The following is a 25,074-nucleotide window of genomic DNA, read 5'->3' on the forward strand; positions in this document are numbered from 1 at the left end:
ATGATGCGCGCTCCGACGCTCTGCCTCGCCCTCATGCTCGCCCTGCCGGTCGCCGCCTGCGGAGGCGGGGGCGGGGCGGGCAACAACAGCCAGCAAGCCGCGACCGCCCAGGCGGAACCACCGGCGAAGCTGACCGAAGATCCCGACAACGCGCTGCTGCCCGTCACACTGCCGTCGCCGGTCGCGCTCAAGGCGATCCCCGCCGCCTTCCAGGGGCGGTGGGGCATGGTTGCGAACGACTGCGACCCCAAGCGCGCCGACGCCAAGGGGCTGCTGACGATTGCGGGCGACCGGCTCTCCTTCTACGAATCGCGCGGCACCGCGACGCGGATTCGCCGCGAGGGCGCGGACCGCATCCTGTTCGACCTGCCGATGAGCGGCGAGGGGATGAGCTGGTCCGAGCCCACGATCCTGACGCTCAAGGACGACGGTCGCGTCCTCGTCCGCGATGTCACCGCCCCCGCCGACCGCGTCGGCGCCACCCGTTACCAGAAGTGCCCGGCATGACGAACCAGTTCGACCTCACCGACGACCAGCGCGAAATCCAGGAACTCGCGCGCCGCTTCACCGCCGACCGCATCACGCCGGTCGCGGCGGAGTGGGACGAGAAGCACCATTATCCCGTCGACGTGTGGAAGGCGGCGGGGGAGCTCGGCTTCGGCGCGATCTACGTCAGCGAGGAATCGGGCGGGATCGCGCTCGGGCGGCTGGAGGCGGCGCTGGTGATGGAGGCGATGGCCTACGGCTGTCCGGCGACCAGCGCCTTCATCTCGATTCACAATATGGCCGCCTGGATGATCGACCGTTTCGGCTCGGCGGACGTCAAGGCGCGCTACCTGCCCGGCCTCGTCACGATGGAGACGATCGGGAGCTATTGCTTGACCGAGCCCGGCTCCGGCTCGGATGCGGCGGCGCTGAAGACCAGCGCGCGGCGCGACGGCGATCATTACGTCCTGAACGGGACCAAGCAGTTCATCTCCGGCGCGGGCTACAACGACCTCTACGTCTGCATGGTGCGGACGGGAGAGGAGAAAAGCCGCGGGATCAGCGCGATCGTCGTCGAGAAGGACACGCCCGGCCTGTCGTTCGGCGCGCCCGAGAAGAAGCTCGGCTGGAATGCCTCGCCGACCGCGCAGGTCATCTTCGAGGATTGCCGCGTGCCCGTCGCCAATCTGGTCGGCGCGGAGGGCGAGGGGTTCCGCATCGCGATGGCGGGGCTCGACGGCGGGCGGCTCAACATCGGCGCCTGTTCGCTGGGCGGGGCGCAGCGCTGCCTGGACGAGGCGATCCGCTATACCAAGGAACGGCAGCAGTTCGGCCAGCCCGTCGCCGACTTCCAGAACACGCAGTTCATGCTTGCCGACATGGCGACCGACCTGGAGGCGGCGCGTGCGCTGCTCTACCTCGCCGCGGCAAAGGTGACCGCGAATGCGCCGGACAAGTCGCGCTTCTCCGCGATGGCGAAGCGGCTGTCGACCGACAGCGGCTCGGCGATCGTCGATCGCGCGCTGCAGCTTCATGGCGGCTACGGTTATCTCAAGGATTATCCGATCGAGCGGTTCTGGCGCGACCTGCGCGTCCATTCGATCCTGGAGGGTACCAACCAGGTGATGCGGATGATCGTCGGGCGCGACCTGCTGCGGCAGTAACGCCGCCGATAACGATAAGGAGAGGCAGATATGGCACGGGTCGCGTTCATCGGTCTGGGCAACATGGGTGGCGGCATGGCCGCGAACCTGGCGAAGAAGGGGCACGACGTGCGCGCCTTCGACCTCAGCGCGGACGCGCTGGACAAGGCGAGGGCCGCGGGTTGCCTGCCGGCCGATGACGCCGCCGCGGCGGTCGAGGGGGCGGAAGCGGTGATCACCATGCTGCCCGCCGGCAAACACGTCGAAGGCGTCTATGCAGAGGCGGTATTCGGCCGGGCCGCGCCCTCGGCGATCCTTATCGACTGTTCGACGATCGACGTCGCGACCGCGCGGCGGCTGGCGGAGCAGGCGGCGACGAACGGTCTCCTCGCGGTCGATGCGCCCGTGTCCGGCGGGATCGCGGCGGCGGCGGCCGGCACGCTGACCTTCATGGTCGGCGGCAGCGACGACGGTTTCGCGCGCGCGCAACCGTTCCTGGCGGACATGGGCAAGACGGTGATCCATGCCGGCGGAAGCGGCGCCGGACAGGCGGCGAAGATGTGCAACAACATGCTGCTCGGCGCGACGATGGTCGCGACCTGCGAGGCATTCCGGCTCGCCGAGCGGCTGGGTCTGGACCTGCGGACCTTCTACGACATCTCGTCGGTAAGCTCGGGGCAGAGCTGGTCGATGACGACCTATTGCCCCGTGCCCGGCGTCGGGCCGGAAACCCCCGCCGATCGCGACTATCAGGGCGGGTTCGCGGCTGCGTTGATGCTCAAGGACCTGCGCCTGGCGATGGAGGCGGCCGCGGACGCGGGTGCCGCCACGCCGATGGGCAGCCGTGCGGCCGAACTCTACGAGGCGTTCGTCGCGAAGGGCGAGGGCGGCACCGACTTCTCCGGTATCATCCGCACCCTCTGACGCGACAGGAGGCGGCAGGGCTCCGACCTGACGCCTGCGATCGTCAGGACAGCGCCGCCTTTACCCAGCCGCTCGCCTTGCTCATGTCGAGGCTGGCGGCGTGGCGCGCCTTCAGCTCGGCCATCACGCGGCCCATGTCCTTCATGCCCGTCGCGCCCAGGTCCCCCTTGATCGACTCGATCGCGGCCTTGGTCTCGTCCTCGCTCATCTGCGCGGGCAGGAACCGCTCGATCACCGCGACCTCCGCCTTCTCGGCGTCGGCGAGTTCCTGGCGGCCGCCGCTTTCGTACATGGCGATCGATTCGCGGCGCTGCTTGACCATCTTCTGCAGCACCTCGACCACCAGCGCGTCGTCGTCGGCGACGGGGCCCTGCGTGCGGACTTCGATGTCGCGGTTCTTGATCGCGGCCTGAATCAGGCTGATCGCGGCGCGTGCGTCCTTGTCGCCGGCCTTCATGGCGGCGATCTGGGCGGCCTTGATGTCGTCGCGGATCATGCGAAATGCTCTCGTTCGAATGGGAAAGCGGAGACTGTAGCGCAGACGCGCCGCCACGTCACCCGGTTGACGGCGGGGTATACGAGGGGTAGCGGGCGCGGCTTAGCGACATTGCTGTTCGACCCATAAGGAGTGCCCGCCGCATCATGGCCGACGCCAAGCCCATCGTCATGCCCGAAAAGCCGGAAGGCGCCACGGGGGTTCTGGTTCTCGCCAACGGCGAGGTGGCCTGGGGTCGCGGTTTCGGCGCGGAAGGACAGGCGGTCGGCGAGGTGTGCTTCCACACCGCGATGACCGGCTATCAGGAGATCATGACCGACCCGTCCTTCGCGGGGCAGATCATCACCTTCACCTTCCCCCATATCGGCAACGTCGGCGCCAATCCCGACGATATCGAGGCGGACGCCCCGCACGCTCTGGGCATGATCGTTCGCGAGGACGTGAACGCACCGTCCAACTTCCGCGCTGTCGAGCGGCTGGACGGCTGGATGAAGCGGCATGCGCGCATCGGCCTGTCGGGCATCGACACGCGCGCACTGACCCGCCGCATCCGTGCTGGCGGTGCGCCGAACGGCGTCGTCGCGCACAGCCCGAACGGCGACTTCGACCTCGATGCGTTGCTGGAGATGGCGCGCGCCTGGCCGGGGCTGGAGGGCATGGACCTTGCCAAGGATGTGTCCACCGAGACGCATTACGCCTGGGGCGAGACGCGCGAAGGCGGCCTATGGCGGCTCGGCTTCGGCTATGATCGCGTCGCCGAGGGCGAGCGCCCGCACGTCGTCGCGATCGATTACGGCAGCAAGCACAACATCTTCCGCAACCTTGTCCAGGCGGGGGCGAAGGTCACCGTGCTGCCCGCCACCGCGACGTTCGACGACGTGATGGCGCAGAACCCGGACGGCGTCTTCCTGTCGAACGGCCCCGGCGACCCCGCCGCGACGGGTGAGTATGCCGTGCCGGTGATCCGCCAGCTGCTCGATACGGGAAAGCCGCTGTTCGGCATCTGCCTCGGCCACCAGCTGCTCGGCCTCGCGGTCGGCGCGCGCACGACCAAGATGTTCCAGGGCCATCGCGGCGCCAACCATCCGGTCAAGCGCTTGAGCGACGGCGCGGTCGAGATCACCAGCATGAACCATGGCTTCGCGGTCGAGCGGGACTCGCTGCCGGCAAACGCACGCGAGACGCACGTGTCGCTGTTCGACGGGTCGAACGCCGGGATCGAACTGACCGATCGCCCGGCGTTCAGTGTCCAGTATCACCCGGAGGCGAGCCCGGGCCCGCAGGACAGCCTGTATCTGTTCGAGCGGTTCGTGGGATCATTGCGTTGAGGCTGCTACGTTCACTCCTTGGTGCGAGCGGACTCTTGATCTTATCGATCTCGAACCATGCGTCTGCGCAAAGCCAGGTCGACCTCGATGCGATTTCGAAGAGATGCAGCCTTCCTGTCGGCAGGCTTGTCCTCAAGGATGAGCATATTCTTCTGTTCGCTTCACCCGATGACAACTTCATGGCCATGGGGTGCGTGCGAGCGGAAATCGACAAAATCCCAGGGGCGACCGACAAGCTCGGCGTCGTCATGTGGGAAAAGAACAAAGCTAAAGCTAAGGCCAAGTAGATGCCAAAACGCACCGACATCTCCTCCATCCTCGTGATCGGCGCGGGGCCGATCGTCATCGGCCAGGCGTGCGAGTTCGACTATTCGGGCACGCAGGCGATCAAGGCTCTGCGCGAGGAGGGCTACCGCATCGTCCTCGTCAACAGCAATCCGGCGACGATCATGACCGATCCGGAAGGCGCCGACGCGACCTATGTCGAGCCCATCACCCCGGCGGTGGTCGCCAAGATCATCGAGAAGGAGCGCCCCGACGCGATCCTGCCGACGATGGGCGGGCAGACCGCGCTCAACACCGCGCTGGCGCTGTTCCACGACGGCACGCTGGAGAAGTTCGGCGTGACGATGATCGGTGCCGATGCCGAAGCGATCGACAAGGCGGAGGATCGCCAGAAGTTCAAGGCGGCGATGACCCGGATCGGGCTGGAAAGCGCCCGCTCGGCGATCGCGCACACGGTCGAGGAGGCGCTGGCCGGGCTGGAGCAGGTCGGCCTGCCCGCGATCATCCGTCCCAGCTTCACGCTCGGCGGCACCGGCGGCGGCGTCGTCTACAACCGGTCCGAGTTCGTCGACATGGTCCGCAAGGGCCTGGATGCGTCGCCGACCACCGAAGTGCTGATCGAGGAGTCGCTGCTCGGCTGGAAGGAATATGAGATGGAGGTGGTCCGCGACCGCGCGGACAACGCCATCATCATCTGCTCGATTGAGAATATCGATCCGATGGGCGTCCATACGGGCGATTCGATCACCGTCGCGCCGGCGCTGACGCTGACCGACAAGGAATATCAGATCATGCGCAACGCCAGCATCGCGGTGCTGCGCGAGATCGGCGTCGAGACGGGCGGCTCCAACGTCCAGTTCGCGGTCAATCCGAAGGACGGCCGCCTGATCGTCATCGAGATGAACCCGCGTGTGTCGCGGTCCTCGGCGCTGGCGTCCAAGGCGACCGGTTTCCCGATCGCCAAGGTCGCGGCCAAGCTGGCGGTCGGCTATACGCTCGACGAGATCGACAATGACATCACCGGTGCGACGCCGGCGTCGTTCGAACCGACGATCGACTATGTCGTCACCAAGATTCCGCGCTTCGCCTTCGAGAAGTTCAAGGGCGCCGAAGCCGTGCTCGGCACCGCGATGAAGTCGGTCGGCGAGGTGATGGCGATCGGCCGCAACATCCACGAGTCGATGCAGAAGGCGCTGCGCGGGCTGGAGACGGGCCTGTCCGGCTTCAACCGCGTCGAGCGCCTGTCCGGCGCCCCGCGCGAGGAGATCGAGGCGGCGCTGGCGGTGGCGAGCCCCGACCGGCTGCTGGTCGCGGCGCAGGCCCTTCGGGAGGGCTTCACTGTCGCCGAGATCCACGCGATCGCGAAGTTCGACCCCTGGTTCGTCGAGCGGCTGGCGGAGATCGTCGCGGCGGAGGAAGAGGTCTGCAAGAACGGCCTGCCGATCGACGCGGCGGGTATGCGCCGCCTGAAGGCGATGGGCTTCAGCGACAAGCGGCTGGCGTGGCTGGCGCTTCAGTCCGCGAACCTGCGCGGCATGGCGCGCGGCATTGCGCGCGGATCTGGCCTGATCCACGAAGCGGTCAAGGCGATGACCGGCGGCGTCACCGAGGAGGAGGTGCGCGAGCATCGCCACAAATTGGGCGTGCGTCCCGTGTTCAAGCGCATCGATACCTGCGCCGCGGAGTTCGACGCGAAGACGCCGTACATGTACTCGACCTATGAGGCGCCGAGCTTCGGCGAGCCCGAGAACGAGGCGCAGCCGTCCGATCGCAGGAAGATCGTGATCCTGGGCGGCGGGCCGAACCGGATCGGGCAGGGGATCGAGTTCGACTATTGCTGCTGCCACGCCTGTTTCGCGCTGGCTGATGCAGGCTTCGAGACGATCATGATCAACTGCAACCCGGAAACGGTGAGCACCGATTACGACACGTCCGATCGCCTCTATTTCGAGCCGCTGACCGCCGAGGACGTGCTGGAGATCCTGCACGTCGAGCAGTCGCGCGGGGAACTGGTCGGCGTCATCGTCCAGTTCGGCGGCCAGACGCCGCTCAACCTGGCGCGCGCGCTGGAAAAGGCGGGTATCCCGATCCTCGGCACCAGCCCCGACGCGATCGACCTGGCGGAGGACCGCGAACGCTTCGCGGCGCTGGTCAACAAGCTCGGGCTGAAGCAGCCCGCCAACGGCCTGGCGCGCAGCCGCGACGAGGCGGTGGCGGCGGCCGAGCGGATCGGCTTCCCCGTGCTGATGCGGCCGAGCTACGTGCTGGGTGGCCGCGCGATGGAGATCGTCGATTCGATCCAGCAGCTCGACGATTACATCCAGACCGCGGTGCAGGTGTCGGGCGACAGCCCCGTGCTGATCGACCAGTATCTGCGCGACGCGATCGAGGTCGACGTGGATGCGATCTGCGACGGCGACGACGTGGTGGTCGCCGGCGTGCTGCAGCATATCGAGGAGGCGGGCGTCCATTCGGGCGACAGCGCCTGCTCGATCCCGCCGTACAGCCTGCCCGCCGAGGTGATCGCCGAGATCGAGCGCCAGACCGAGGCGCTGGCGCGCGCGTTGAGCGTTAGGGGGCTGATGAACATCCAGTTCGCGGTCAAGGACGGCGTGGTCTACCTCATCGAGGTCAATCCCCGCGCGTCGCGTACCGTGCCCTTCGTCGCCAAGGCGATCGGCACGCCGATCGCCAAGATCGCCAGCCGCGTCATGGCCGGCGAGAAGCTGAAGGACCTGCCGACGATCGACCGCCACATCGATCATTATGCGGTCAAGGAAGCGGTGTTCCCGTTCAACCGTTTCCCCGGCATCGACCCGGTGCTGTCGCCCGAGATGAAGTCCACCGGCGAGGTCATGGGGATCGACCCCGATTTCACCACCGCCTTCATGAAGTCGCAGCTCGGCGCGGGCACCGTGTTGCCGACCGGCGGCACGGCGTTCGTCAGCGTCAAGGACACCGACAAGCCGCATATCGTGCCCGCGGTACGCGAACTCGTCGCGCGCGGCTTCCACATCCTGGCGACAGGCGGGACGGCCGATTACCTGACCCGCGCCGGCATCGAGGTGGAGAAGGTCAACAAGGTCGCGCAAGGGCGTCCGCACATCCTCGACCGGATCATGGACGGTGAGGTGACGCTGATCTTCAACACCACGGAAGGGTGGCAGAGCCTGAAGGATTCCAAGCCGATCCGCCAGGCGGCGCTGGGGCAGAAGATCCCCTATTTCACCACCGCGCCCGCCAGTCTCCAGGTCGCCAAGGCGATCGGGACCGCCTCCCTTGAAGTACGGCCCCTGCAATCCTACTATTCGCAGTCGCACCATCGATCCTCCGACATAATGGCGTGACGTGCGGGCGGGCCGGGTAACCGGCCCGCACGGGGGCAAGGGAATTTGGGGACACGAGACTATGGCCACCGTCGAAAAGATGCCGATGCTCCAGGAGGGCTATGACAAGCTCACCCAGGACCTGAAGCGTCTGAAAGTCGAGCGTCCCCAGATCGTCGACGCGATCGAGGAAGCGCGCGCGCACGGCGACTTGTCGGAAAACGCGGAATATCATGCGGCCAAGGAGCGCCAGGGCCAGATCGAGGCGTCGATCGCCGATATCGAGGACAAGCTCAGCCGCGCCCAGATCATCGATCCGAAGGATCTGTCGGGCGACAAGGTCGTGTTCGGTGCGACCGTGACCCTGCTCGACGAGGACGACAAGCCCGTCAAATACCAGATCGTCGGGCAGACCGAGGCGGACGCGAAGACCGGCCGGATCAGCTACAACTCGCCGCTCGGCCGCGCGCTGATCGGTCGCAAGGTCGAGGACGAGGTCGAAGTCGCCGTGCCCGCGGGCGACCGTTATTATCTGGTCAGCAAGATCGAGTTCATCTGATCGGGGCGGGGGCGTGTCGCAATCGGTGCCGCGTCCCCTCGAAGACCTGATCGAGGGCTGGTCGGTCGAGCCGGTTCTCTCCGGAGAAGCCGGGGCGACCGTCTTTCGCCTGACGCGCAGCGACGCGCCGGCGCGTTACCTCAAATTCGGTCGGGAACGCATCGCGGACGACGTCGCCGACGAGGCGCATCGGCTGTTCTGGCTGCACGGCCGCCTTCCCTGCGCGACACCGCTCCATTTCATGCGGGAGCCGGACGAAGCGTGGCTGCTGACGGAGGCGGTCGCCGGGCGGACGGGCGATGACTGGATCGCGCACGATCCCGCCATGCTTCCCGCCGTCATCGATGCCTTCGCCGACTTCCTGCGTCGCCTTCACGCCTTGCCGATCGCCGATTGCCCCTTCGATGCCGGCGCGGACGTGCGTCTGGCACACGCGCGCCGGTTGATCGATGGAGGGACGGTCGACCATGAGGATTTCGACCCTGACCATGCCGGCTGGTCCGCCGATCAAATGTGGGAGCGGCTGGTTGCGCTGCGACCGGCGGTGCGCCACGGCGTCGTCACGCACGGCGACTATTCGTTGGGGAACGTGCTGATCGACGCCACGGGGGTCGTTACCGGCTGCATCGACGTCGGACGACTTGGCGTTGCAGACCGGTATCAGGACATCGCGATCCTGTGGCAGAATTTGCGCGAATTCGGCGATGATGCTGCCGCGCGATTTCTGACCAATTACGGCATCGCCGCCCTCGATCGGGAACGGCTCGAATTCCATCGCTGTCTCGACGAGCTGTTCTGACGCCATCGGACTTGCCGGGGGGCGATCCGCGCTGTCCGTTCGTGCCGGGCTCGCCGAGGCACGAACGATCGAAACGGGCTGGCGACGGCGTTCGACGGCGCGCGCGATTACGCCGTGGGCGCGACCAGATCCGGCTCGAGCAGGCGATGGAGGTGCACGACCACGAACTTCATCTCCGCGTCGTCGACGGTCCGCTGGGCGGCCGCGCGCCACGCCTTCTCGGCGCTGGCATAATCGGGGAAGATCCCGACGACTTCGAGGCTGGCGGGATCGGCGAAATCGAGCGTACGCGGATCGGTGACGCGGCCGCCGAAGACGAGGTGAAGCTTGCTCATGCGAAATCCTGGCTAGGGAGGGATCGCCGCCCATTAGCCTGTTGCAGCGCAATATTGAAGGCCTTGACCGCCCCGGCGGGTCGACCGCCGGGGCGCAGGCGTCATCCCTTGTTCCGCGCCGATGCCGCGGCTGCGGAGCCGGCCGTCTGGACCGCCTCGGTCAACCCCTGGAACAGCGACTTGACCTGATCGCGCGCCGCGTTCTTCGTCAGCCCGCGCTCGTCAAGCGCCTGATAGCCCGCTTCCCGGGCGGCACCGACCGCCGAGCGGGCACGCTCGGCGATCGTCCGTCCGACCGGCGCGAGCAGTTCCTTTTCCTTGGCGGAGCGCGGGATCAGGATGCCCGCGATCGCCCCGACGGCAAGGCCGCCCGCGACGAGCCCGATCGGGTTTCCCTCGAGCGCGCGCGCGGCATCGCGCGCCTTGTCTTCGGCCGTGTGGACGATGTCGGCGATCTGGCCTTGCGTTTCGTGATTGGGAGCCATGGGTCGATCCTTTATCGCGGTGGCCGGTCAATCCCGGCGGTCTGTTTTGGGTTTGCGGCGGAACAGGTGGGCGATCCTGTGGCGTGCGAGGAAGAGCCCGGCGACGGCGGTGGCGCCTGCGACCGCGCCCGGATTGCGGCGCGCGGTGTCGATCCCCGCGGCCGCCGCGGCGGCGCTCTTGTCCACCACTTCCTTCGTCGCCTGTCGCGTCAGCGTGCGCGGGTCGAGCTTGACCTGCAGCTGCGCGAGCGTCGTGTTGAGCCGTTCGCGCGCGGCGGTCGCCTCCGCCTCGGCATCGGCAAGACGGGTGCCGGGAAGGTTGCTCATCGTACCACCTTCGCCGGTGCGAGCCGGGCTTTCCCGATCATGCCGAGCACGCCCGCGAGGACGAGGACCAGCACGACCACCACGGCGGTTGCGAAGCCCGGCCCGATCAGCGGGGTCAACGTCATGATGAGCCCCACGAGCAGCGCCACCAAGGCTGCGAGCGCGAGCACCCCGGCGATGGCGAAGAAGATCGCGGCGCTCTTATAGGCCGAGACCCGTTCGCCGACACGCGCCTTCGCCAGGGCGATTTCCGCGCTGGCAAGATTGCGTGTGTCCTCGACGAGCTGGCCGACCAGTGTCGCCACGCCCGGCTCCTCGGTCATCTGCCTGTTCCCCGTGCTAGCCAAGAACGCTCAGCCCTTGTTGCTGTCGAGGCCCGACTGCACCAGCCGCGCGAGCGCGAAGCCGAGCGCAGCGGCAACGCCGACGGCGACGCCCGGGCTTTCGCGGACGAAACCACGGACGTCTTCGAGCAGATCGTCGACGTCCTTGCCCTTCACCTGCTCGGAGAAGCGCGAGACGGTCGTCGCGGCCTGCCGCGCGTAATCGCCATATTGCGCGCCCAGTTTCTCGTCGACCTGACCCGCGGCGTCACCGATCATCTGCGAGAGCTGGTCGAGCGCGCTGCCGGCCTTTTCCTTGCCGGTGTCGGCCAGCGTGCGGATGCGGTCGCTGGCCTGCCCACCGAACTTGTCGGCCTGGTCCCTGATCGCCTGCTTGGCCTGAGCGGTCTTGCTCTGCGCGGTGCCGGACGTGTCGGCGTCGAGCGTGTCGCCGTCCGAGGCGGGCAGCACGTCCGCGTCGGTCATCGGTCTTGCGTCGGTGTCGGACATGACGAACCCTTTCGTTGTTCGACCGCCTCAACCCGCCCCGCCAGATGGCGGTTCCCTCCGGCCATAGGAGATTGCCGCTATGCAGCGAGCGGGGTAGAGGCCGGCCCGTATCTCGCCCCAAAAGGTAGGAGCATCGTTACGTGACCGCAATCATCGACATCCACGGCCGCCAAATTCTCGACAGCCGCGGCAATCCGACCGTTGAGGTCGACGTGCTGCTGGAGGACGGCAGCTTCGGTCGCGCGGCGGTGCCGTCGGGCGCCTCCACCGGCGCACATGAAGCGGTCGAGAAGCGCGACGGCGACAAGAGCCGCTGGGGCGGGAAGGGCGTCGATGGCGCGGTGGATGCGGTCAATGACGAGATCGCCGAAGCGCTCGTCGGCTACGATGCCGAGGATCAGGCGGAGCTCGACGCCAAGATGATCGCGCTCGACGGTACGGAGAACAAGGGCCGGCTGGGCGCGAACGCGATCCTGGGCGTCAGCCTGGCGGCGGCGAAGGCCGCGGCGGACGCGCGGGGCCTGCCGCTGTACAAATATGTCGGCGGCGTCTCCGCGCACGTGCTGCCGGTACCGATGATGAACATCATCAACGGCGGCGAGCATGCGGACAACCCCATCGACTTCCAGGAATTCATGATCGTGCCCGTCGGCGCGGACAGCATCGTCGAGGCGGTCCGTTGCGGCTCGGAGATCTTCCACACGTTGAAGAAGGCGCTGCACGACAAGGGGCTTGCGACCGGTGTCGGCGACGAGGGCGGGTTCGCGCCCAACATCGCCAGCACCGAGGAAGCGCTGGGCTTCATCATGGCGAGCATCGAGAAGGCGGGCTACACGCCGGGTGACGACGTGATGCTGGCGCTCGATTGCGCGGCGACCGAATTCTACAAGGACGGCCGTTACAATATCTCGGGCGAGGGCAAGGTGCTCGAGAGCGGCGCCATGGCCGAATATCTCGCCGATCTGACCCGTCGTTACCCCATCTTCTCGATCGAGGACGGGATGAGCGAAGACGATTGGGAAGGGTGGAAGGCGCTGACCGACCTGGTGGGCGACAAGGTCCAGCTGGTCGGCGACGACCTGTTCGTCACCAATCCGAAGCGCCTCGCGCGCGGCATCGAGGGCGGCTACGCCAATTCGCTGCTGGTGAAGGTCAACCAGATCGGCACGCTGACCGAGACTCTGGAAGCGGTGAGCATGGCGCAGCGCGCCCGCTACACCGCCGTGATGAGCCACCGCTCGGGCGAGACCGAGGACGCGACGATCGCCGACCTCGCGGTCGCGACCAACTGCGGCCAGATCAAGACCGGCAGCCTCGCGCGCTCGGACCGGCTCGCGAAGTACAATCAGCTGATCCGTATCGAGGAAGAGCTGGGCTCGGTGGCACGTTATGCCGGGCGCAGCGTTCTGAAGGCCTGACGCTTTTACGGGCTTGACGCGCGAGTCGGCCCGAATCAGGATGGATGCATGGCCCGCGCGACGAAATCCTCTGCCTTTCGCAAGACGATGCGTCGCGCGGCCTTGCCTGCCGTCGGTCTCACGATCGTTGCGATCTTTGGCGTCTATGCCGTGCTGGGGCCGAACGGCATCATGGCCTATGGCGACTACAAGCGACAGCTTTCCAAGCGCGAGAAGCAATATGCGCTGCTGGATCAGCGGCGCGCGGTATTGAAGAACCGCGTGGCGCTGCTCGACCCCGACCATGCCAATCCGGACATGGTCGACGAGATGGTCCGCAAGGAACTGAACGTCGCGCATCCCAACGAAGTGATCGTGCCGCTGCGCTGAGCAACGCGACGGGCAGCCCCGCGTCCGGCCGACGCGGGACATGACTGCGCCTCACTCCTTGAAATGGGGCGGCCCCAGATCGTCGGGTGCCTTTTGCACGGTGCCCTCGCGGCCGGTGAAGGGATAGCCGTCGCCCGCCTCGGAGTCGCTGCTGAAGTCATCACCTTCGCTGCCGCCGCCGGCTGAACTGCCGCTGCCGTGGACCTCGCCGGTCCGTGGGTCGAACGACGCGCGGCGCCCGTTGTCGGCGGGAATATCAGCTTGGCGCGCGCCGCCTTCGGCAGGATGCGATTCGGCGTCCTTGCCCTCGCCCACCGTGCCGCTCGGGCGTTCACGTCCCATCTCAGCTTCCCGATCCCGATGATAGTCCTGGCCATAGCGACCGTTTTCGTCATCGAACGGCGCGCCGCCGGCGCCGTGCCCCGGATCGACCTTGCGGATATCGGTCATGTCGCTCTCCTTCGCGTCGTTCCCGTCAACGCGACGAAGCCGCGGAATATCCTCGACCGGAATGTCGGCGGTGGCGCTGCGGCGCTTCGCCGGCGTCCGGCAAGACGGCGGGAGGGGATGCGGCCGTTCCGACGGAACGGCTTGGCGGATGCGCCACGACGATATATATACCGCTCGATATGGAAACCGTTCTAGCCGCCCCGTCGCCTCTGCCGGCTTCGCCGTGCACCCCTGCCAAGGGGCGCCCGCGCGAATTCTGCACCGATGCCGCGCTCGCGGCGGCGCTGCGCGTCTTCTGGGCGAAGGGCTATGACGCCGCCTCCCTGACCGACCTCACCGAGGCCATGGGGATAACCCGCCCCAGCCTGTACGCGGCCTTCGGCAACAAGGAGGCCCTGTTTCACAAGGCGCTCGACCTCTACGAGGCCGAAAAGCTTGCCTATATGCGGGGTGCGCTGGACCAGCCGACGGCGCGCGGCGTGGCGGAATATCTGCTGCGCGGCGCGCTCGATGCGCAGACCGGCCGGGGCGAGCCGCACGGCTGCATGGGCGTGATCAATTCCATGGCCTGCGGACCCGAGGCGCAGTCGATCCGCGATGCCTTGCTCGCGCGCCGCGCCTCGTCGCAGGCGGCGCTGACCGAGCGGTTCGCGCGGGCGCGGGACGAGGGCGACCTGCCGCCGCACATCGATCCCGTGGGCCTGACGAGCTATCTGTTCGCACTCTTTTTGGGGATGTCCGTGCAGGCCGGGGCGGGGGCGACGCGTGAGGATTTGGCCTTGCTCGTCGAGACGAGCCTGGCGGTCTGGCCGGGTCGCTGATCCACCGCAAATTTTTTTGCTACCGATCGGTACAAAACAATTGACGGCGGATGAACCGCCTTATATACCGATCAGTATAGAAGATGGGGCGGCGGATCAGCCGCCCGATGTTCCAGTCGTTCATACACAAGGTTCATCCGTCGGACCGCAAGCGGGTCTGTGCGCCGTGGTGGCGCGCGGGGTCGCCCGGTCGGACGCGGGAAGGGAGGTCGATCATGGCATATATGGCATTCGCAGAGCCCGGCATGGCCGGATTTGCCCGCGCGGCGGCGGTGCAGCGGCTGGCCGCGCCCGTCGAGGACAAGCCGATGCTGACCGAGCTCGAACGCTCGGTGATCGGGCTGGCGCGGGGTGACGGCCTGTCGTCGCTGCGCGGTCCGGGGCCGCTCTCGCGGCTGATCGAATGGGTGTTCGGGATCAAGGCGAGCACGCAGCTTGCCGACCCGAAGCTGGAGGCGCTGCGTCGGATCGCGGTGCTGAGCTGGCGTCGGGGCTATTCGGTGCCCTCGGCGGAAGTTCGGTCGTTCCTGGCGGCGGGCTATTCGCCCGCGCATTACGAACTCGTCGTCGACGGGATCGCGATCGCGCGCGAAGCGGGGATGCAGCGGCGCGCCTGACGGGCTGCGTCCGCCGGCCCGTGCCGCGTCCGCCATCATCCGTGGTTGACGCGCGGGTTCTCCTCCCGCAACTCCTTGGGGAAGCATAGCATACCCATCCCCAGGGAGAGATGATCATGATTTCGCGTGGCCTTGCGCCCCTTGCCCGGCGCCGCGCCGCCCTGTTGCTTTCGCTCGCGCCGCTCGCGGTCATGCCGGGGGTCGCGGCGGCCCAGGCGCCGGTCGGGTCGGCCGCCGCGTCGGTGGTTGCGCAGCCCGATGGCGTCTCCGTCCGCCGTCCCGGCGGCACGGTGCGCGTCGTTGCCTTGACCGACTCGATCCTGCGCGTGCGGATCGACCGCGATGGCGCGATGCCGGAGGACGCAAGCTGGGCGGTCGAGGCGGATGTCCGCAGGCAGCGCGTTCGGGTGACGCCGACGCCGGACGGTTTCGCCACGTCCGCGCTCCGCGTCGCCTTCGCGCCCGACGGCCGGATGACGGTCACCGATCCGGCCGGCAAGGTGATCACCGCGGATGCCGCGCAGCCCTTCACCCGCGACGGCGCTGCCTTCACGCTGCGCAAGGTGATGCCGCAGGGGGAACATTATTTCGGGCTGGGCGACAAGACCGGCGGCCTCGACCGTCGCGGCAAGAGCTTCGTCGACTGGAATACCGACGCATTTGGCTTCGGTAGCGGCGACGATCCCATCTACAAATCGATTCCCTTCTTCATCGCCGTCGGCGGCCCAGCCGGCAGTTACGGGATATTCTTCGACAATAGTTGGCGCAGCTGGTTCGATTTCGGGCACCGCGACGACAATGTTCTGGCTTTTGGCGCGCCCGACGGTCCGGTCGACTATTATGTCATCGCCGGCCCCACCACGGCGGAGGTCGTACGCCGCTATACCGACCTGACGGGCAAGGCTCCGCTCGTGCCGCAATGGGCATTGGGCTACCAGCAGTCCCGCTACAGCTACATGAGTGCGGACGAGCTGCGCAGCGTCGCAGGCCGGCTGCGGCAGGAGCGTATCCCCACCGACGTGCTGTGGCTGGACATCGATTTCCAGGACCGCAACCGACCGTTCACCGTCAATACGCAGACCTTCCCCGATATGAAGGGCCTCATCCGGGACATGGGCAAGGACGGGTTCAAGGTGGTGACCATCACCGACCTGCATGTCGCGCGCGCGCCCGACCAGGGCTATGCGCCGTATGACAGCGGCATCAGGGGCGACCGGTTCGTGCATCGGGCGGACGGGTCGATCTATGTCGCGCCGGTCTGGCCAGGCCCATCGGTGTTTCCCGACTTCACGCAGAAATCGACGCGCGACTGGTGGGGCGGCCTGTTCGCGCAGCAGGTCGCGGACGGCGTCGCCGGTGCATGGAACGACATGAACGAGCCGGCGATCTTTGAAACGCCGACCAAGACGATGCCGCCCGACGTCATGCACCGGATCGCGAGCGACGATTTCGCAGCCCGCACGGCGCCGCATGCCGAGATCCACAACGTCTATGGCATGGAGAATACGCGCGCGACATACGACGGATTGCGGAAGCTGGCGCCGAACGAGCGCGCCTTCGTGATGACACGCGCCAGCTACGCCGGTGGGCAGCGTTATGCGGTGACGTGGACGGGCGACAATCTCGCGACCTGGGATCATCTCAAGCTGTCGGTCCAGCAGATCATCAACCTGGGCCTTTCCGGCTTCTCCTATGGCGCGGCGGACGTCACGGGCTTTGCGGGCGGGCCCAGCGCGGACCTGGCAACCCGCTGGTTCGAGATCGGCGCTTTCTACCCCGTGTTCCGCGATCATTCGGCGAAGGGAACGCCGCGGGTCGAGCCCTGGGTCGACGGGCCGGAGCATCTGGCGATCCGCCGGCGGTTCATCGAGGAGCGCTATCGCCTGATGCCCTATCTCTATGCGCTGGCAGACCAGAACAGCCGTCTGGGCGACCCGATCCTGCGCCCGGTCTTCTACGACTATCCCTCCGCGCTGCGCCTGTCGTGCGATCAGTCGTGGACCTTCACCGTCGGCCGCTCGCTGCTCGTCGCCCCGTCGCCGCGGCCCGACCAGCCGATCGCCTATGACGTCTGCCTGCCCGCGGGCGGATGGTACGATTACTGGACCGGACGGCGTGCGGGTACGCCCGAGAAACAGGAAGCGGGGCAGATCCAGTCGGCGAGCCAGGCGACCGGAGAAGCGACCGCGCGTGGCGATAGGCTGACGGTGACGCCGCGGCTGGACTATCTGCCCGTCTTCGTCCGGGCGGGGACGATCCTGCCGCGCCAGCCGCTCGTGCAGAGCACCAGCGAGACGCCAAAGGGGCCGCTGCAGCTCGACGTCTATCCCGGCGACGATTGCCGCGGCGATCTCTACGCCGACGATGGCCACTCGATGGCGTTCCGCAAGGGCATGGTCCTGCGGCAGCAGGTGCGCTGCACCGTCACACCCGATGGTCTGCGCATCGCGTTCGACACGCGACAGGGGCGCTTCAAGCCCTGGTGGTCGCGCATCGCACTCGTCGTCCATGGCTGGCAGGGAGATGGTCGGGTCAGCGGTCTGCGCGCGTCGTCGGCACGATTCGACCCGGCGGCCGGTACGCTCAGCTTCGACATCCCCGATGCCGCCAAGGCGGGCGAATTGGTCATCGCGCGCCGCTGATCGGACACGGCACGGCTCGGAAGCGGTCGACAGGTCGGCCGCGACCGTGCAGGCGGGAGGGGGAGGACGAAGATCATGCTCGCGATCGGACTGATGTCTGGAACGTCGCTGGACGGCATCGATGCGGCGCTGATCGAAACCGATGGCGATGCAAATGTGCGGCCCATCGCCTTTCGCGGCGAACCCTATTCGGACGCGGCGCGGGCGCAGCTTGCCGCCGCGACCGCGCTGGCGCTGACCTTCGATCGGCCCCGCGCCAGTCCCGATCTGGTGGCGGCCGGCGAACTGATCGATCGGACGCATGCCATGGCGGTCCACAAGCTGCTGCGCGATGCAGGCATCGAGGCGTCGGATGTCGGAGTCATCGGCTACCATGGCCAGACGGTGGCGCACCGCCCGGATCGCGGTTGGACATGGCAGATCGGCGACGGTGCGGTGCTGGCACGCGCCACCGGCATCCCGGTGGTCAGCGACCTGCGCAGCGTCGATGTCGCGGCCGGCGGGCAGGGGGCGCCCCTGCTGCCCGTCTATCATGCCGCTTTGACGGCGGCGCTGCCGAAGCCGGTGGCGGTGCTCAATCTGGGCGGAGTCGGCAACATCACCTTCGTCGGTGCCGACCAGAGGCTGATCGCTTTCGATACCGGTCCGGCCAATGGCCTCATCGACAGCTGGGTCGAGGCGGAGAGCGGCGCGCGTTTCGATGCCGATGGCGCGCTGGCAGCGGCGGGGCGCGTCGACGAGACGGTGCTGACCGCGATGCTCGATCATCCCTATTTCGACCTCCCTCCGCCGAAGTCGCTCGACCGCAACGACTTCACCATTCAACCGGCGCGCGGCCTGTCGCCTGCGGACGGCGCGGCGACGCTGACCGCCTTCACCGCGGCATCGGTCGCCGACGCGCTGTCGCACCTGCCCGAGCGGCCCCGGCGGCTGATCGTCGCGGGCGGCGGCCGACACAATCCGACGCTGCTCGCGATGATCGCCGCCCGTACCGGCCTGACACCCGAGCCAAGCGATGCGCTGGGCTGGAACGGCGACGCCATGGAAGCCGAAGGCTTTGCCTATATGGCGGTGCGGCGGCTGAACGATCTGCCGATCAGCTTCCCCGGTACGACGGGCGTACCGCAGGCGATGACCGGCGGCGTGGTCAGCCACCCCTGAGCGCGTCGACCCGCGTTCAGCGCGCGCGCGCCGGCACGACGACGTTCTGCGGACAGCCGTCGATCTCGCGCAACACCGTGTAGAAGGGCTTGGCGGGTGGCAGTTCGCCGAGCTTGCGCAGCGTCGGCTTCGGTGCGTCGCGGCGAATATGCTCCGCGTCGACTTTCACGCACGGCTTCGCCGAGGGCGAGCGCGCGGCCGTGGCATCCGTGCCGAGAAGCGCCAGGATGAGGATCAGCGGCATGGCAATTCTCCCGTAAGCGACGATGCTATCATGTCCGAAATGGCCTGGCTAGCGTTTGCGCGTCAGCTCCCGCATCGCGGCGTCGAGGCCGGCGAGGGTGAGCGGGTACATGCGGTCCGACATCAGCTGGCGTAGGATCTGGATCGACTGGGTATAACCCCATTGCGCCTCCGGGATCGGGTTCAGCCACACCGCCGCCGGATAGGTGGTGGTCAGTCGCTGCACCCACGTCGCTCCGGCCTCCTCGTTGAAATGCTCGACGGAGCCGCCGGGATAGGTGATCTCATAAGGGCTCATCGACGCGTCGCCGACGAAGACCAGCTTATAATCGTGGCCGAACTTGTGCAGTACCTCCATCGTCGGCGTGCGCTCCTGGAAGCGGCGACGATTGTCCTTCCACAGCCCTTCATAGGGGCAATTGTGGAAATAGAAGAATTCGACGTTCTTGAATTCGCTCGTCGCGGCGCTGAACAATTCCTCGCATAGCTTGACCCAGGGGTCCATCGAGCCGCCGACGTCGAGGAACAGCAGGACCTTGACCGCATTGCGCCGTTCGGGGCGCATGCGCACGTCGAGCCAGCCCTGTCGGGCGGTGCCGTCGATCGTGCCGTCGATGTCGAACTCGTCCGCCGCCCCCTCGCGCGCGAACCGGCGCAGGCGGCGCAGCGCGACCTTGATGTTGCGCGTGCCGAGTTCGCGGGTGTTGTCGAGGTTGCGGAAGTCGCGCTGCTCCCACACCTTCAACGCGCGCTTGTGCGTGCTTTCCCCGCCGATCCGTACCCCTTCGGGATTGTAGCCGCCATTGCCGTAGGGACTGGTGCCGCCGGTTCCGATCCACTTGTTGCCGCCCTGGTGCCGCCCCTCCTGCTCGGCGAGGCGCTGCTTCAGCGTCTCCATGATCTCGTCCCACGATCCGAGCGACTCGATCTTCGCCATCTCCTCGGGAGTCAGATATTTCTGCGCGACGGCCTTCAGCCAGTCGGCCGGTATGTCGGCGGCGGTGGTGCCGTACCGCGTCTCGAGGCCGCGGAAGACCTTGGCGAACACCTGGTCGAAGCGGTCGAGCAACCCCTCGTCCTTCACATAGGTGGCGCGAGCGAGATAGTAGAAATCCTCGGTCGAGCGGCTGATCACCTCGGCATCGAGTGCCTCGAGCAGGAGGAGATGCTCCTTCATGCTCGCCGCAATGCCCGCGGTACGTAATTCGTCGAGAAAATTCAGGAACACGAAAAGGCGCCCTTACAGGCGCTTGGCGCGCGAAAAGTCACAAAGGTCGCACAGGTTCGCCTCTTGGACGATAGTCCATTCGAAGACCGGGTACGGACCATGCGCGCCTTATACCATCCGCGCGCCATGTAGGACAGCGCTAACTGAACAGCCTTGCTGCTCCGCTATTTCGCGTCGACCACCGGCAGCTCGACGAAGCTGCCCTGCGCGCCGCCATAGCCGACGGTAATCGTCGCCTTGCGATAGTCCGTCGGTTTAGCTTCCATGATCGTCGGGACGAAGGTCTGCGGGTTGCGGTCGTACAGGGGGAACCAGCTCGACTGGATCTGGACCATGATCCGGTGCCCCGGCAGGAACACGTGGTTCGCGTGCGGCAGGACGATGCGATAGGCGAGCGGCGTATTGGCGGCGATCGGCCTGGCCGTCTCGAACCCTTCGCGGTAGCGACCGCGCAGGATGTCCATCGCGACGGGCAATTGATAGCCGCCCATCTCCGGCTTTTCGCTATAGTCGGCCGGATAGACGTCGATCAATTTGGCAACGAAATCGCCGTCCGTTCCCGTCGTCGCCGCGACGAGATCGACCGCCGCCGCGCCGGAGATCGCGACCGCCTTGGTCAGGACCGGCGTCTGGTAGACCAGGACGTCGGTGCGGTCGGAGAAGGGACGCTGGTCGTCGACCAGCCACTGGCGCCAGGTGGATCCGGTCGCATAGGTCGGGCGGATCGGGCGAAGCCGATAGGGAATGGGCTTGGCCGGATCGGATACATAGCTGTCGCCGCCCGCGGCGGCGCCCGCCGTCCAGCCAAGCGTGCCGCCGCCGGCGAAATACAGCCGCTGCATCGGTCTGGCGCAGCCGCGCTCGCAGGCGAGCGGCCAGGCCGGCAGCGTCTGCCACCGGTTGCTGCCGGTCTGGAACGCGGTGACGGGGGCCAGCCTGTCGGGCGCGCCGCCCGTCTTGAGATGCGCGTCGAGGAACGGAAGAAGCACCTCGCGACGGAACCACAGGGCTGTATCCGCATCGAAACGGATCGCGCCCAGCGTCGAGCCGTCGCCGTTCGCGCCGCCATGCGCCCAGGGGCCCAGGACGAGATGGTTGACGTGACGCGGATCGACCTTGCTGACCGCGCGATAGGCGGCGACCGCGCCGTAGATGTCCTCCTGATCCCATTGCGACGCGACCCACAGGGTCGGCACCGTCTGCGGCTGCTTCGGCAGGATGGTCTCCAATGCCTGCGCCTGCCAGAAGGCGTCATAGGCGGGATGCGCCATCATCCGGTTCACCCAGGGCAGCTGCTCCAGGCCGTGCGCCCGCGCGAAATCGCCCGCGGAACCCGCGCGCAGGAAGACGTCGTAATCGTCATAGGCGTCGCGCCACAGGTCGCCGGCATTCCCCTTCGCGGCATCCTGGCCGTAATAATAGTCGAAGCCGATCAGGCGGAAGGCGCCGCCGTGGAAGTCGTCGTCGTTCATCCACGTGTTGATCACGGGATTCATCGGCACCGACGCCTTGAGCGCGGGATGCGGCTTCACCAGCGCCATCGCCGCCATCATCCCATCGTAGCTGGTGCCGATGATGCCGACACGCCCGTTGGTGTTGGGCAGGTTCTTCACCAGCCAGTCGATCGTGTCATAGGCGTCGGTGGAGTGATCGACCTTGGTGGCATTGAGCGGTCCGATCAGCGGGCGTTCGTTGACGTATTCGCCCTCCGATCCGTATTTGCCGCGCACGTCCTCGTAGACGCGGATGTAGCCCGCCTTGAGCAGCGCCGCGTCGGAGGCGCGCACCACCATGTCGCCGTGCGAACTCGCCTCGCGCTCGGTGGCGCTTTCGGCGCCGTAGGGCGTGCGCTGCAGGATGATCGGTGCGTCCTTCAGCCCCTTCAGCTGGACGATCACCGCATGCAGCTTGACCCCGTCGCGCATCGGAATGTCGACGCTGCGCCGTTCATAGTCGAAGTCCGCATCCACCGCCTTGAAACTCTTCGGAATGTCGGAGCCGAGCTGTTGCGCATGGCCACTGCCGGCAAGCGCGAGGGCGAGGAGGGAGGTGGCGATCGCGCGGCGCATGGCAGGTCCTGTAACGAAACGTTGCGGACAGCGTGGCACAGCCATGGGGGCGGTGGAAGTCGTCAACGCATATTGTCGGCCGCCGACCTTGCGGAATAGGACGAACGGCGGCCGCATAGCGGCGTCATGGGCCGTTCCTCCTGCGGCAGGCCGGCGTACGTGGGGGACGGCGAAATCATCCACCCGGCGTCGACGGATCCCGATCCGCTATGGGCAGGTCCTAGCGGCGTCCCGCATCCGGGACATAGGCGTCGATCAGCGCGCCGACATAATCGGGATCGCGCGACGACAGACCGGGCGCGGGGCGGCCGGTGGCGTAGATGAAGCCCTTGACCGGGTAGACGCTGCCGCCCAGCCCGTCATTGTCGCGGAACCACACCTTGACCTCGCTCCAGTCGTTGTCGGGCGACACGTCGTACAGCGTCACGTCCTGTTCGGCGTGGCCGCGCTCGCCATTCTGCCGCGACCAGTTGGCGTGGGTCAGCATGAGGACGCGCCGTTCGACGATCCGGCTCACCACCGCGACATGTCCCAGCGGCAGGCGGCCGGTCTTGGCGAAGACGATGACCGAGCCGACCCTCGGGTCGTGGCCGCGCGCGTAGCGGCCCTGCGCCTGGTCCCACCACGTCCAGGCATCGCCGTAGATATGAATGCCCGAGGCGGCGCGTGCGAAGGGGACGCATTGGCCGACGTAATCGAGCAGATTGCTGGCAGCGGCAGGCAGCGCCGCCGACATCGCCGCGATCAGGGTTGCGGCCAACACGCCGAATCTGGGAGATACGCCCCGCATGCGAGCGGCATAGCCGTCGTGCGATGACCGGACGGTTGGATTTTATGGTTAACGCGCGCTCAACATGCGCCGGTGCGATGAGTTGCAACGCCCGTAAGTCATTGCGATCGGGTAATGATCTAGCGCGCTTAGAGGCGGATGGCGGATGCGAGGGGCGCGCGCCCGTCCCAGGATCCTCGACCCGCCTGCGGGTCTGGACCCCGACCCGCCGACGCGGAAGCGGTGCCGGCACCGCACCGATCCCGCTTTGCCGGATCAGACCCTAGCGGCCCTGTCGCTTGGCCATGAACGCGAGGCGCTCGAACAGCATCACATCCGCCTCGTTCTTCAGCAGCGCGCCGTGCAGCGGCGGGATCGCCTTGGTCGGATCGCGGTTCTGCAGCACCTCGAGCGGCATGTCCTCGTGCAGCAGCAGCTTGAGCCAGTCGAGCAGTTCGCTGGTCGACGGCTTCTTCTTGAGGCCTGGCACCTCGCGCACCTCGTAGAACAGGTCCAGCGCGCGGCCGACCAGCATCTTCTGAATGCCGGGGAAATGGACGTCGATGATCGCCTGCATCGTGTCGCGGTCGGGGAAGCGGATATAGTGGAAGAAGCAGCGGCGCAGAAAGGCGTCGGGCAGTTCCTTCTCGTTGTTGGACGTGATGACCACGATCGGACGCTCGGTCGCGCGTACGGTCTCGCCCGTCTCGTAGACGTGGAACTCCATGCGATCGATCTCGTGGAGCAGGTCGTTCGGGAATTCGATGTCCGCCTTGTCGATCTCGTCGATCAGCAGCACGGGCGGGCTGGGCTGCGTGAACGCGTCCCACAATTTGCCGCGACGGATGTAGTTGGCGATGTCGTGCACGCGGGGGTCGCCCAACTGGCCGTCGCGCAGCCGGGCGACCGCGTCATATTCATACAGGCCCTGATGCGCCTTGGTCGTCGACTTGATCGTCCACTCGATCAGCGGCGCGCCGACCGCCTTCGCGATCTCATAGGCCAGCACCGTCTTGCCCGTGCCCGGTTCGCCCTTGACCAGCAGCGGCCGGCGCAGCGTCACCGCGGCGTTGACCGCGACCTTCAGGTCGTCGGTCGCGACATAGCTTTGCGTGCCTTCGAAACGCTGCATGGTCGATATCCCGTTGGAAGAACGGGTATGGCGATAGGCGGTTTGCGCGGGGGCGCGCAAGCGCGCTGTCGGGTCATCCCTCGCGGGCGCTCGCGCGGGCCTCGAGCAGATCCCAGAGCGCGCGATGCTGGGCGAGCAGCTGCTGCGCGCCGAAGCTCACCGCACGCTCCGTCGCGGGGGTCGCCGCGAGCATCGCGATCGCGCGGCCGGTGTACGCCGGCGGGGGGAAAGCCTGCGGCTGCACGTCGATGCCGAATCGCGTCGCGGCATGGTCGAGCAAGCCGCGGATCGTCGCCCAGTCGTGGACGAGGGCGGCGACCGCCCCGGTGGCGCAGCCGCGACGTTCGGACCGTGCCAGCATCTCGAGCGCATGGCCGCTGGTCAGCAGCGCCGCCTCGCTTTCCGCCTGCCCGGGGGTCGAGGGCAACGGGCCGGCGGCGGCGGCAAGGCGCGCGATATAGCCGCGTTCGAGCACGAAGGCGTCCGCGATCGCCTCCAGCCAGTCGCAGGCGTCGGGCTGCGCGCAATGCTGGCGGGCCTCGGCGGCGAGGCCCGGATGATGGCCGTGCAGGGTGCAGAGCGCATGGACCGCATCCGAAAGGTCGCGCGGCGCCGCATGGGGGTCGAGCAGGCGCGCGACATGCGGATGCGCGGCACTGCCGTCGGCGATGCCGAACGCCGCCACCATGTCCCAGGCACTTGCGTGCCATCCCGTCCGCGCCGTGTCCAACATACTTCCCCGACCATGTGAGCAGAATACCCGCCGCGCGAGCCTTTGACTGTCGCGGCAGGCCCTGTCTGGACCCCGATCTATACCGAAGCACGTAAAG

General features: G+C 67.2%; 27 protein-coding genes. 14 read left to right on the forward strand and 13 right to left on the reverse strand.

Going from position 1 to position 25,074, the window contains the following annotated elements:
* Genes IQ292_RS13255 through mmsB form a run of 3 tightly spaced genes read left to right on the forward strand, consistent with a single transcriptional unit; the run spans nt 1 to nt 2,552 of the window.
* Entirely contained in the window at nt 1–507 is a 507-nt protein-coding gene (locus tag IQ292_RS13255) for a hypothetical protein (protein WP_238941089.1), read from the forward strand.
* A complete protein-coding gene (locus IQ292_RS13260; protein ID WP_203310795.1) occupies nt 504–1,649 on the forward strand; it encodes an acyl-CoA dehydrogenase family protein in 1,146 nt (381 codons plus the stop codon). Before IQ292_RS13255 ends, IQ292_RS13260 begins: the two co-directional genes overlap by 4 nt.
* Nucleotides 1,650–1,679: 30 nt before the next feature.
* The gene (gene mmsB, locus IQ292_RS13265; protein WP_203310796.1) at nt 1,680–2,552 is read left to right on the forward strand and encodes a 3-hydroxyisobutyrate dehydrogenase; all 873 of its coding nucleotides are present in this window, start codon (nt 1,680–1,682) and stop codon (nt 2,550–2,552) included.
* 43 nt (nt 2,553–2,595) lie between these two features.
* On the opposite strand, the gene IQ292_RS13270 is transcribed toward mmsB, so the two are convergent.
* Nucleotides 2,596–3,048, reverse strand: coding sequence for a GatB/YqeY domain-containing protein (locus IQ292_RS13270; protein ID WP_203310797.1), 453 nt, complete (start codon nt 3,046–3,048; stop codon nt 2,596–2,598).
* Nucleotides 3,049–3,194: 146 nt separating this feature from the next.
* Here IQ292_RS13270 and carA point away from each other — a divergent pair, with 146 nt between their 5' ends.
* The 5 genes from carA to IQ292_RS13295 all read left to right on the forward strand — a co-directional run bounded on the left by carA (nt 3,195) and on the right by IQ292_RS13295 (nt 9,345).
* The gene (gene carA, locus IQ292_RS13275; RefSeq protein WP_203310798.1) at nt 3,195–4,376 is read left to right on the forward strand and encodes a glutamine-hydrolyzing carbamoyl-phosphate synthase small subunit; all 1,182 of its coding nucleotides are present in this window, start codon (nt 3,195–3,197) and stop codon (nt 4,374–4,376) included.
* Between the two features lie 35 nt (nt 4,377–4,411).
* On the forward strand, nt 4,412–4,663 hold the full coding sequence (locus tag IQ292_RS13280) for a hypothetical protein (RefSeq protein ID WP_203310799.1): 252 nt from the start codon (nt 4,412–4,414) through the stop codon (nt 4,661–4,663).
* Nucleotides 4,664–8,008 (forward strand): carbamoyl-phosphate synthase large subunit, encoded by a 3,345-nt coding sequence (gene carB / locus IQ292_RS13285; protein WP_203310800.1) that lies wholly within the window; start codon nt 4,664–4,666, stop codon nt 8,006–8,008.
* Between the two features lie 61 nt (nt 8,009–8,069).
* Nucleotides 8,070–8,546 (forward strand): transcription elongation factor GreA, encoded by a 477-nt coding sequence (gene greA, locus IQ292_RS13290; RefSeq protein ID WP_203310801.1) that lies wholly within the window; start codon nt 8,070–8,072, stop codon nt 8,544–8,546.
* 25 nt (nt 8,547–8,571) lie between these two features.
* Entirely contained in the window at nt 8,572–9,345 is a 774-nt protein-coding gene (locus tag IQ292_RS13295) for an APH(3') family aminoglycoside O-phosphotransferase (RefSeq protein WP_203310802.1), read from the forward strand.
* A gap of 107 nt (nt 9,346–9,452) precedes the next feature.
* On the opposite strand, the gene IQ292_RS13300 is transcribed toward IQ292_RS13295, so the two are convergent.
* The 5 genes from IQ292_RS13300 to IQ292_RS13320 form a co-directional block, all read right to left on the reverse strand.
* On the reverse strand, nt 9,453–9,680 hold the full coding sequence (locus tag IQ292_RS13300; RefSeq protein ID WP_203310803.1) for a DUF4170 domain-containing protein: 228 nt from the start codon (nt 9,678–9,680) through the stop codon (nt 9,453–9,455).
* 101 nt (nt 9,681–9,781) lie between these two features.
* A complete protein-coding gene (locus tag IQ292_RS13305) occupies nt 9,782–10,165 on the reverse strand; it encodes a hypothetical protein (protein WP_203310804.1) in 384 nt (127 codons plus the stop codon).
* Nucleotides 10,166–10,192: 27 nt separating this feature from the next.
* Complete coding sequence (locus tag IQ292_RS13310; RefSeq protein ID WP_203310805.1) at nt 10,193–10,492, reverse strand: DUF3618 domain-containing protein; 300 nt, start codon at nt 10,490–10,492, stop codon at nt 10,193–10,195.
* Nucleotides 10,489–10,815, reverse strand: coding sequence for a phage holin family protein (locus IQ292_RS13315; protein WP_203310806.1), 327 nt, complete (start codon nt 10,813–10,815; stop codon nt 10,489–10,491). The genes IQ292_RS13310 and IQ292_RS13315 overlap by 4 nt, the downstream gene beginning before the upstream one ends.
* A gap of 30 nt (nt 10,816–10,845) precedes the next feature.
* Nucleotides 10,846–11,325 carry a hypothetical protein gene (locus IQ292_RS13320; RefSeq protein ID WP_203310807.1) on the reverse strand — a complete coding sequence of 160 codons (480 nt, stop codon included), beginning with the start codon at nt 11,323–11,325 and terminating at the stop codon, nt 10,846–10,848.
* A gap of 140 nt (nt 11,326–11,465) precedes the next feature.
* On the opposite strand from IQ292_RS13320, the gene eno reads away from it, so the two are divergent.
* Together eno and IQ292_RS13330 are read left to right on the forward strand one after the other, a co-directional pair.
* Entirely contained in the window at nt 11,466–12,743 is a 1,278-nt protein-coding gene (gene eno / locus IQ292_RS13325) for a phosphopyruvate hydratase (RefSeq protein ID WP_203310808.1), read from the forward strand.
* A 48-nt stretch (nt 12,744–12,791) separates the two neighbouring features.
* Nucleotides 12,792–13,112: an FtsB family cell division protein gene (locus tag IQ292_RS13330; protein WP_203310809.1), complete on the forward strand. Its 321-nt coding sequence runs from the start codon at nt 12,792–12,794 to the stop codon at nt 13,110–13,112.
* Nucleotides 13,113–13,163: 51 nt separating this feature from the next.
* On the opposite strand, the gene IQ292_RS13335 is transcribed toward IQ292_RS13330, so the two are convergent.
* Nucleotides 13,164–13,562, reverse strand: a complete 399-nt coding sequence (locus IQ292_RS13335) for a hypothetical protein (RefSeq protein WP_203310810.1) — start codon at nt 13,560–13,562, stop codon at nt 13,164–13,166.
* Between the two features lie 179 nt (nt 13,563–13,741).
* Here IQ292_RS13335 and IQ292_RS13340 point away from each other — a divergent pair, with 179 nt between their 5' ends.
* The 4 genes from IQ292_RS13340 (at nt 13,742) to IQ292_RS13355 (ending at nt 18,803) form a co-directional block, all read left to right on the forward strand.
* Nucleotides 13,742–14,383 carry a TetR/AcrR family transcriptional regulator gene (locus IQ292_RS13340; RefSeq protein WP_203310811.1) on the forward strand — a complete coding sequence of 214 codons (642 nt, stop codon included), beginning with the start codon at nt 13,742–13,744 and terminating at the stop codon, nt 14,381–14,383.
* 215 nt (nt 14,384–14,598) lie between these two features.
* The gene (locus tag IQ292_RS13345; protein WP_203310812.1) at nt 14,599–15,000 is read left to right on the forward strand and encodes a hypothetical protein; all 402 of its coding nucleotides are present in this window, start codon (nt 14,599–14,601) and stop codon (nt 14,998–15,000) included.
* 116 nt (nt 15,001–15,116) lie between these two features.
* On the forward strand, nt 15,117–17,642 hold the full coding sequence (locus IQ292_RS13350) for a glycoside hydrolase family 31 protein (RefSeq protein ID WP_203310813.1): 2,526 nt from the start codon (nt 15,117–15,119) through the stop codon (nt 17,640–17,642).
* Nucleotides 17,643–17,717: 75 nt separating this feature from the next.
* Nucleotides 17,718–18,803 carry an anhydro-N-acetylmuramic acid kinase gene (locus tag IQ292_RS13355; RefSeq protein ID WP_203310814.1) on the forward strand — a complete coding sequence of 362 codons (1,086 nt, stop codon included), beginning with the start codon at nt 17,718–17,720 and terminating at the stop codon, nt 18,801–18,803.
* 16 nt (nt 18,804–18,819) lie between these two features.
* On the opposite strand, the gene IQ292_RS13360 is transcribed toward IQ292_RS13355, so the two are convergent.
* From IQ292_RS13360 to IQ292_RS13385, 6 genes are all read right to left on the reverse strand, one after another.
* Nucleotides 18,820–19,047 (reverse strand): hypothetical protein, encoded by a 228-nt coding sequence (locus tag IQ292_RS13360; RefSeq protein ID WP_203310815.1) that lies wholly within the window; start codon nt 19,045–19,047, stop codon nt 18,820–18,822.
* A 48-nt stretch (nt 19,048–19,095) separates the two neighbouring features.
* The gene (locus IQ292_RS13365) at nt 19,096–20,274 is read right to left on the reverse strand and encodes a VWA domain-containing protein (protein WP_203310816.1); all 1,179 of its coding nucleotides are present in this window, start codon (nt 20,272–20,274) and stop codon (nt 19,096–19,098) included.
* 164 nt (nt 20,275–20,438) lie between these two features.
* Nucleotides 20,439–22,343 (reverse strand): CocE/NonD family hydrolase, encoded by a 1,905-nt coding sequence (locus tag IQ292_RS13370; RefSeq protein WP_203310817.1) that lies wholly within the window; start codon nt 22,341–22,343, stop codon nt 20,439–20,441.
* A 220-nt stretch (nt 22,344–22,563) separates the two neighbouring features.
* Entirely contained in the window at nt 22,564–23,133 is a 570-nt protein-coding gene (locus tag IQ292_RS13375; protein ID WP_203310818.1) for a CHAP domain-containing protein, read from the reverse strand.
* A 262-nt stretch (nt 23,134–23,395) separates the two neighbouring features.
* On the reverse strand, nt 23,396–24,244 hold the full coding sequence (locus IQ292_RS13380) for an AAA family ATPase (RefSeq protein WP_203310819.1): 849 nt from the start codon (nt 24,242–24,244) through the stop codon (nt 23,396–23,398).
* Nucleotides 24,245–24,317: 73 nt separating this feature from the next.
* On the reverse strand, nt 24,318–24,977 hold the full coding sequence (locus tag IQ292_RS13385) for a DUF6975 family protein (RefSeq protein WP_238941090.1): 660 nt from the start codon (nt 24,975–24,977) through the stop codon (nt 24,318–24,320).
* Between the last annotated feature and the right edge of the window lie 97 nt (nt 24,978–25,074).

Origin of the sequence: Sphingomonas beigongshangi, assembly GCF_016820445.1 — a bacterium.
Taxonomy (GTDB): domain Bacteria; phylum Pseudomonadota; class Alphaproteobacteria; order Sphingomonadales; family Sphingomonadaceae; genus Sphingomonas; species Sphingomonas beigongshangi.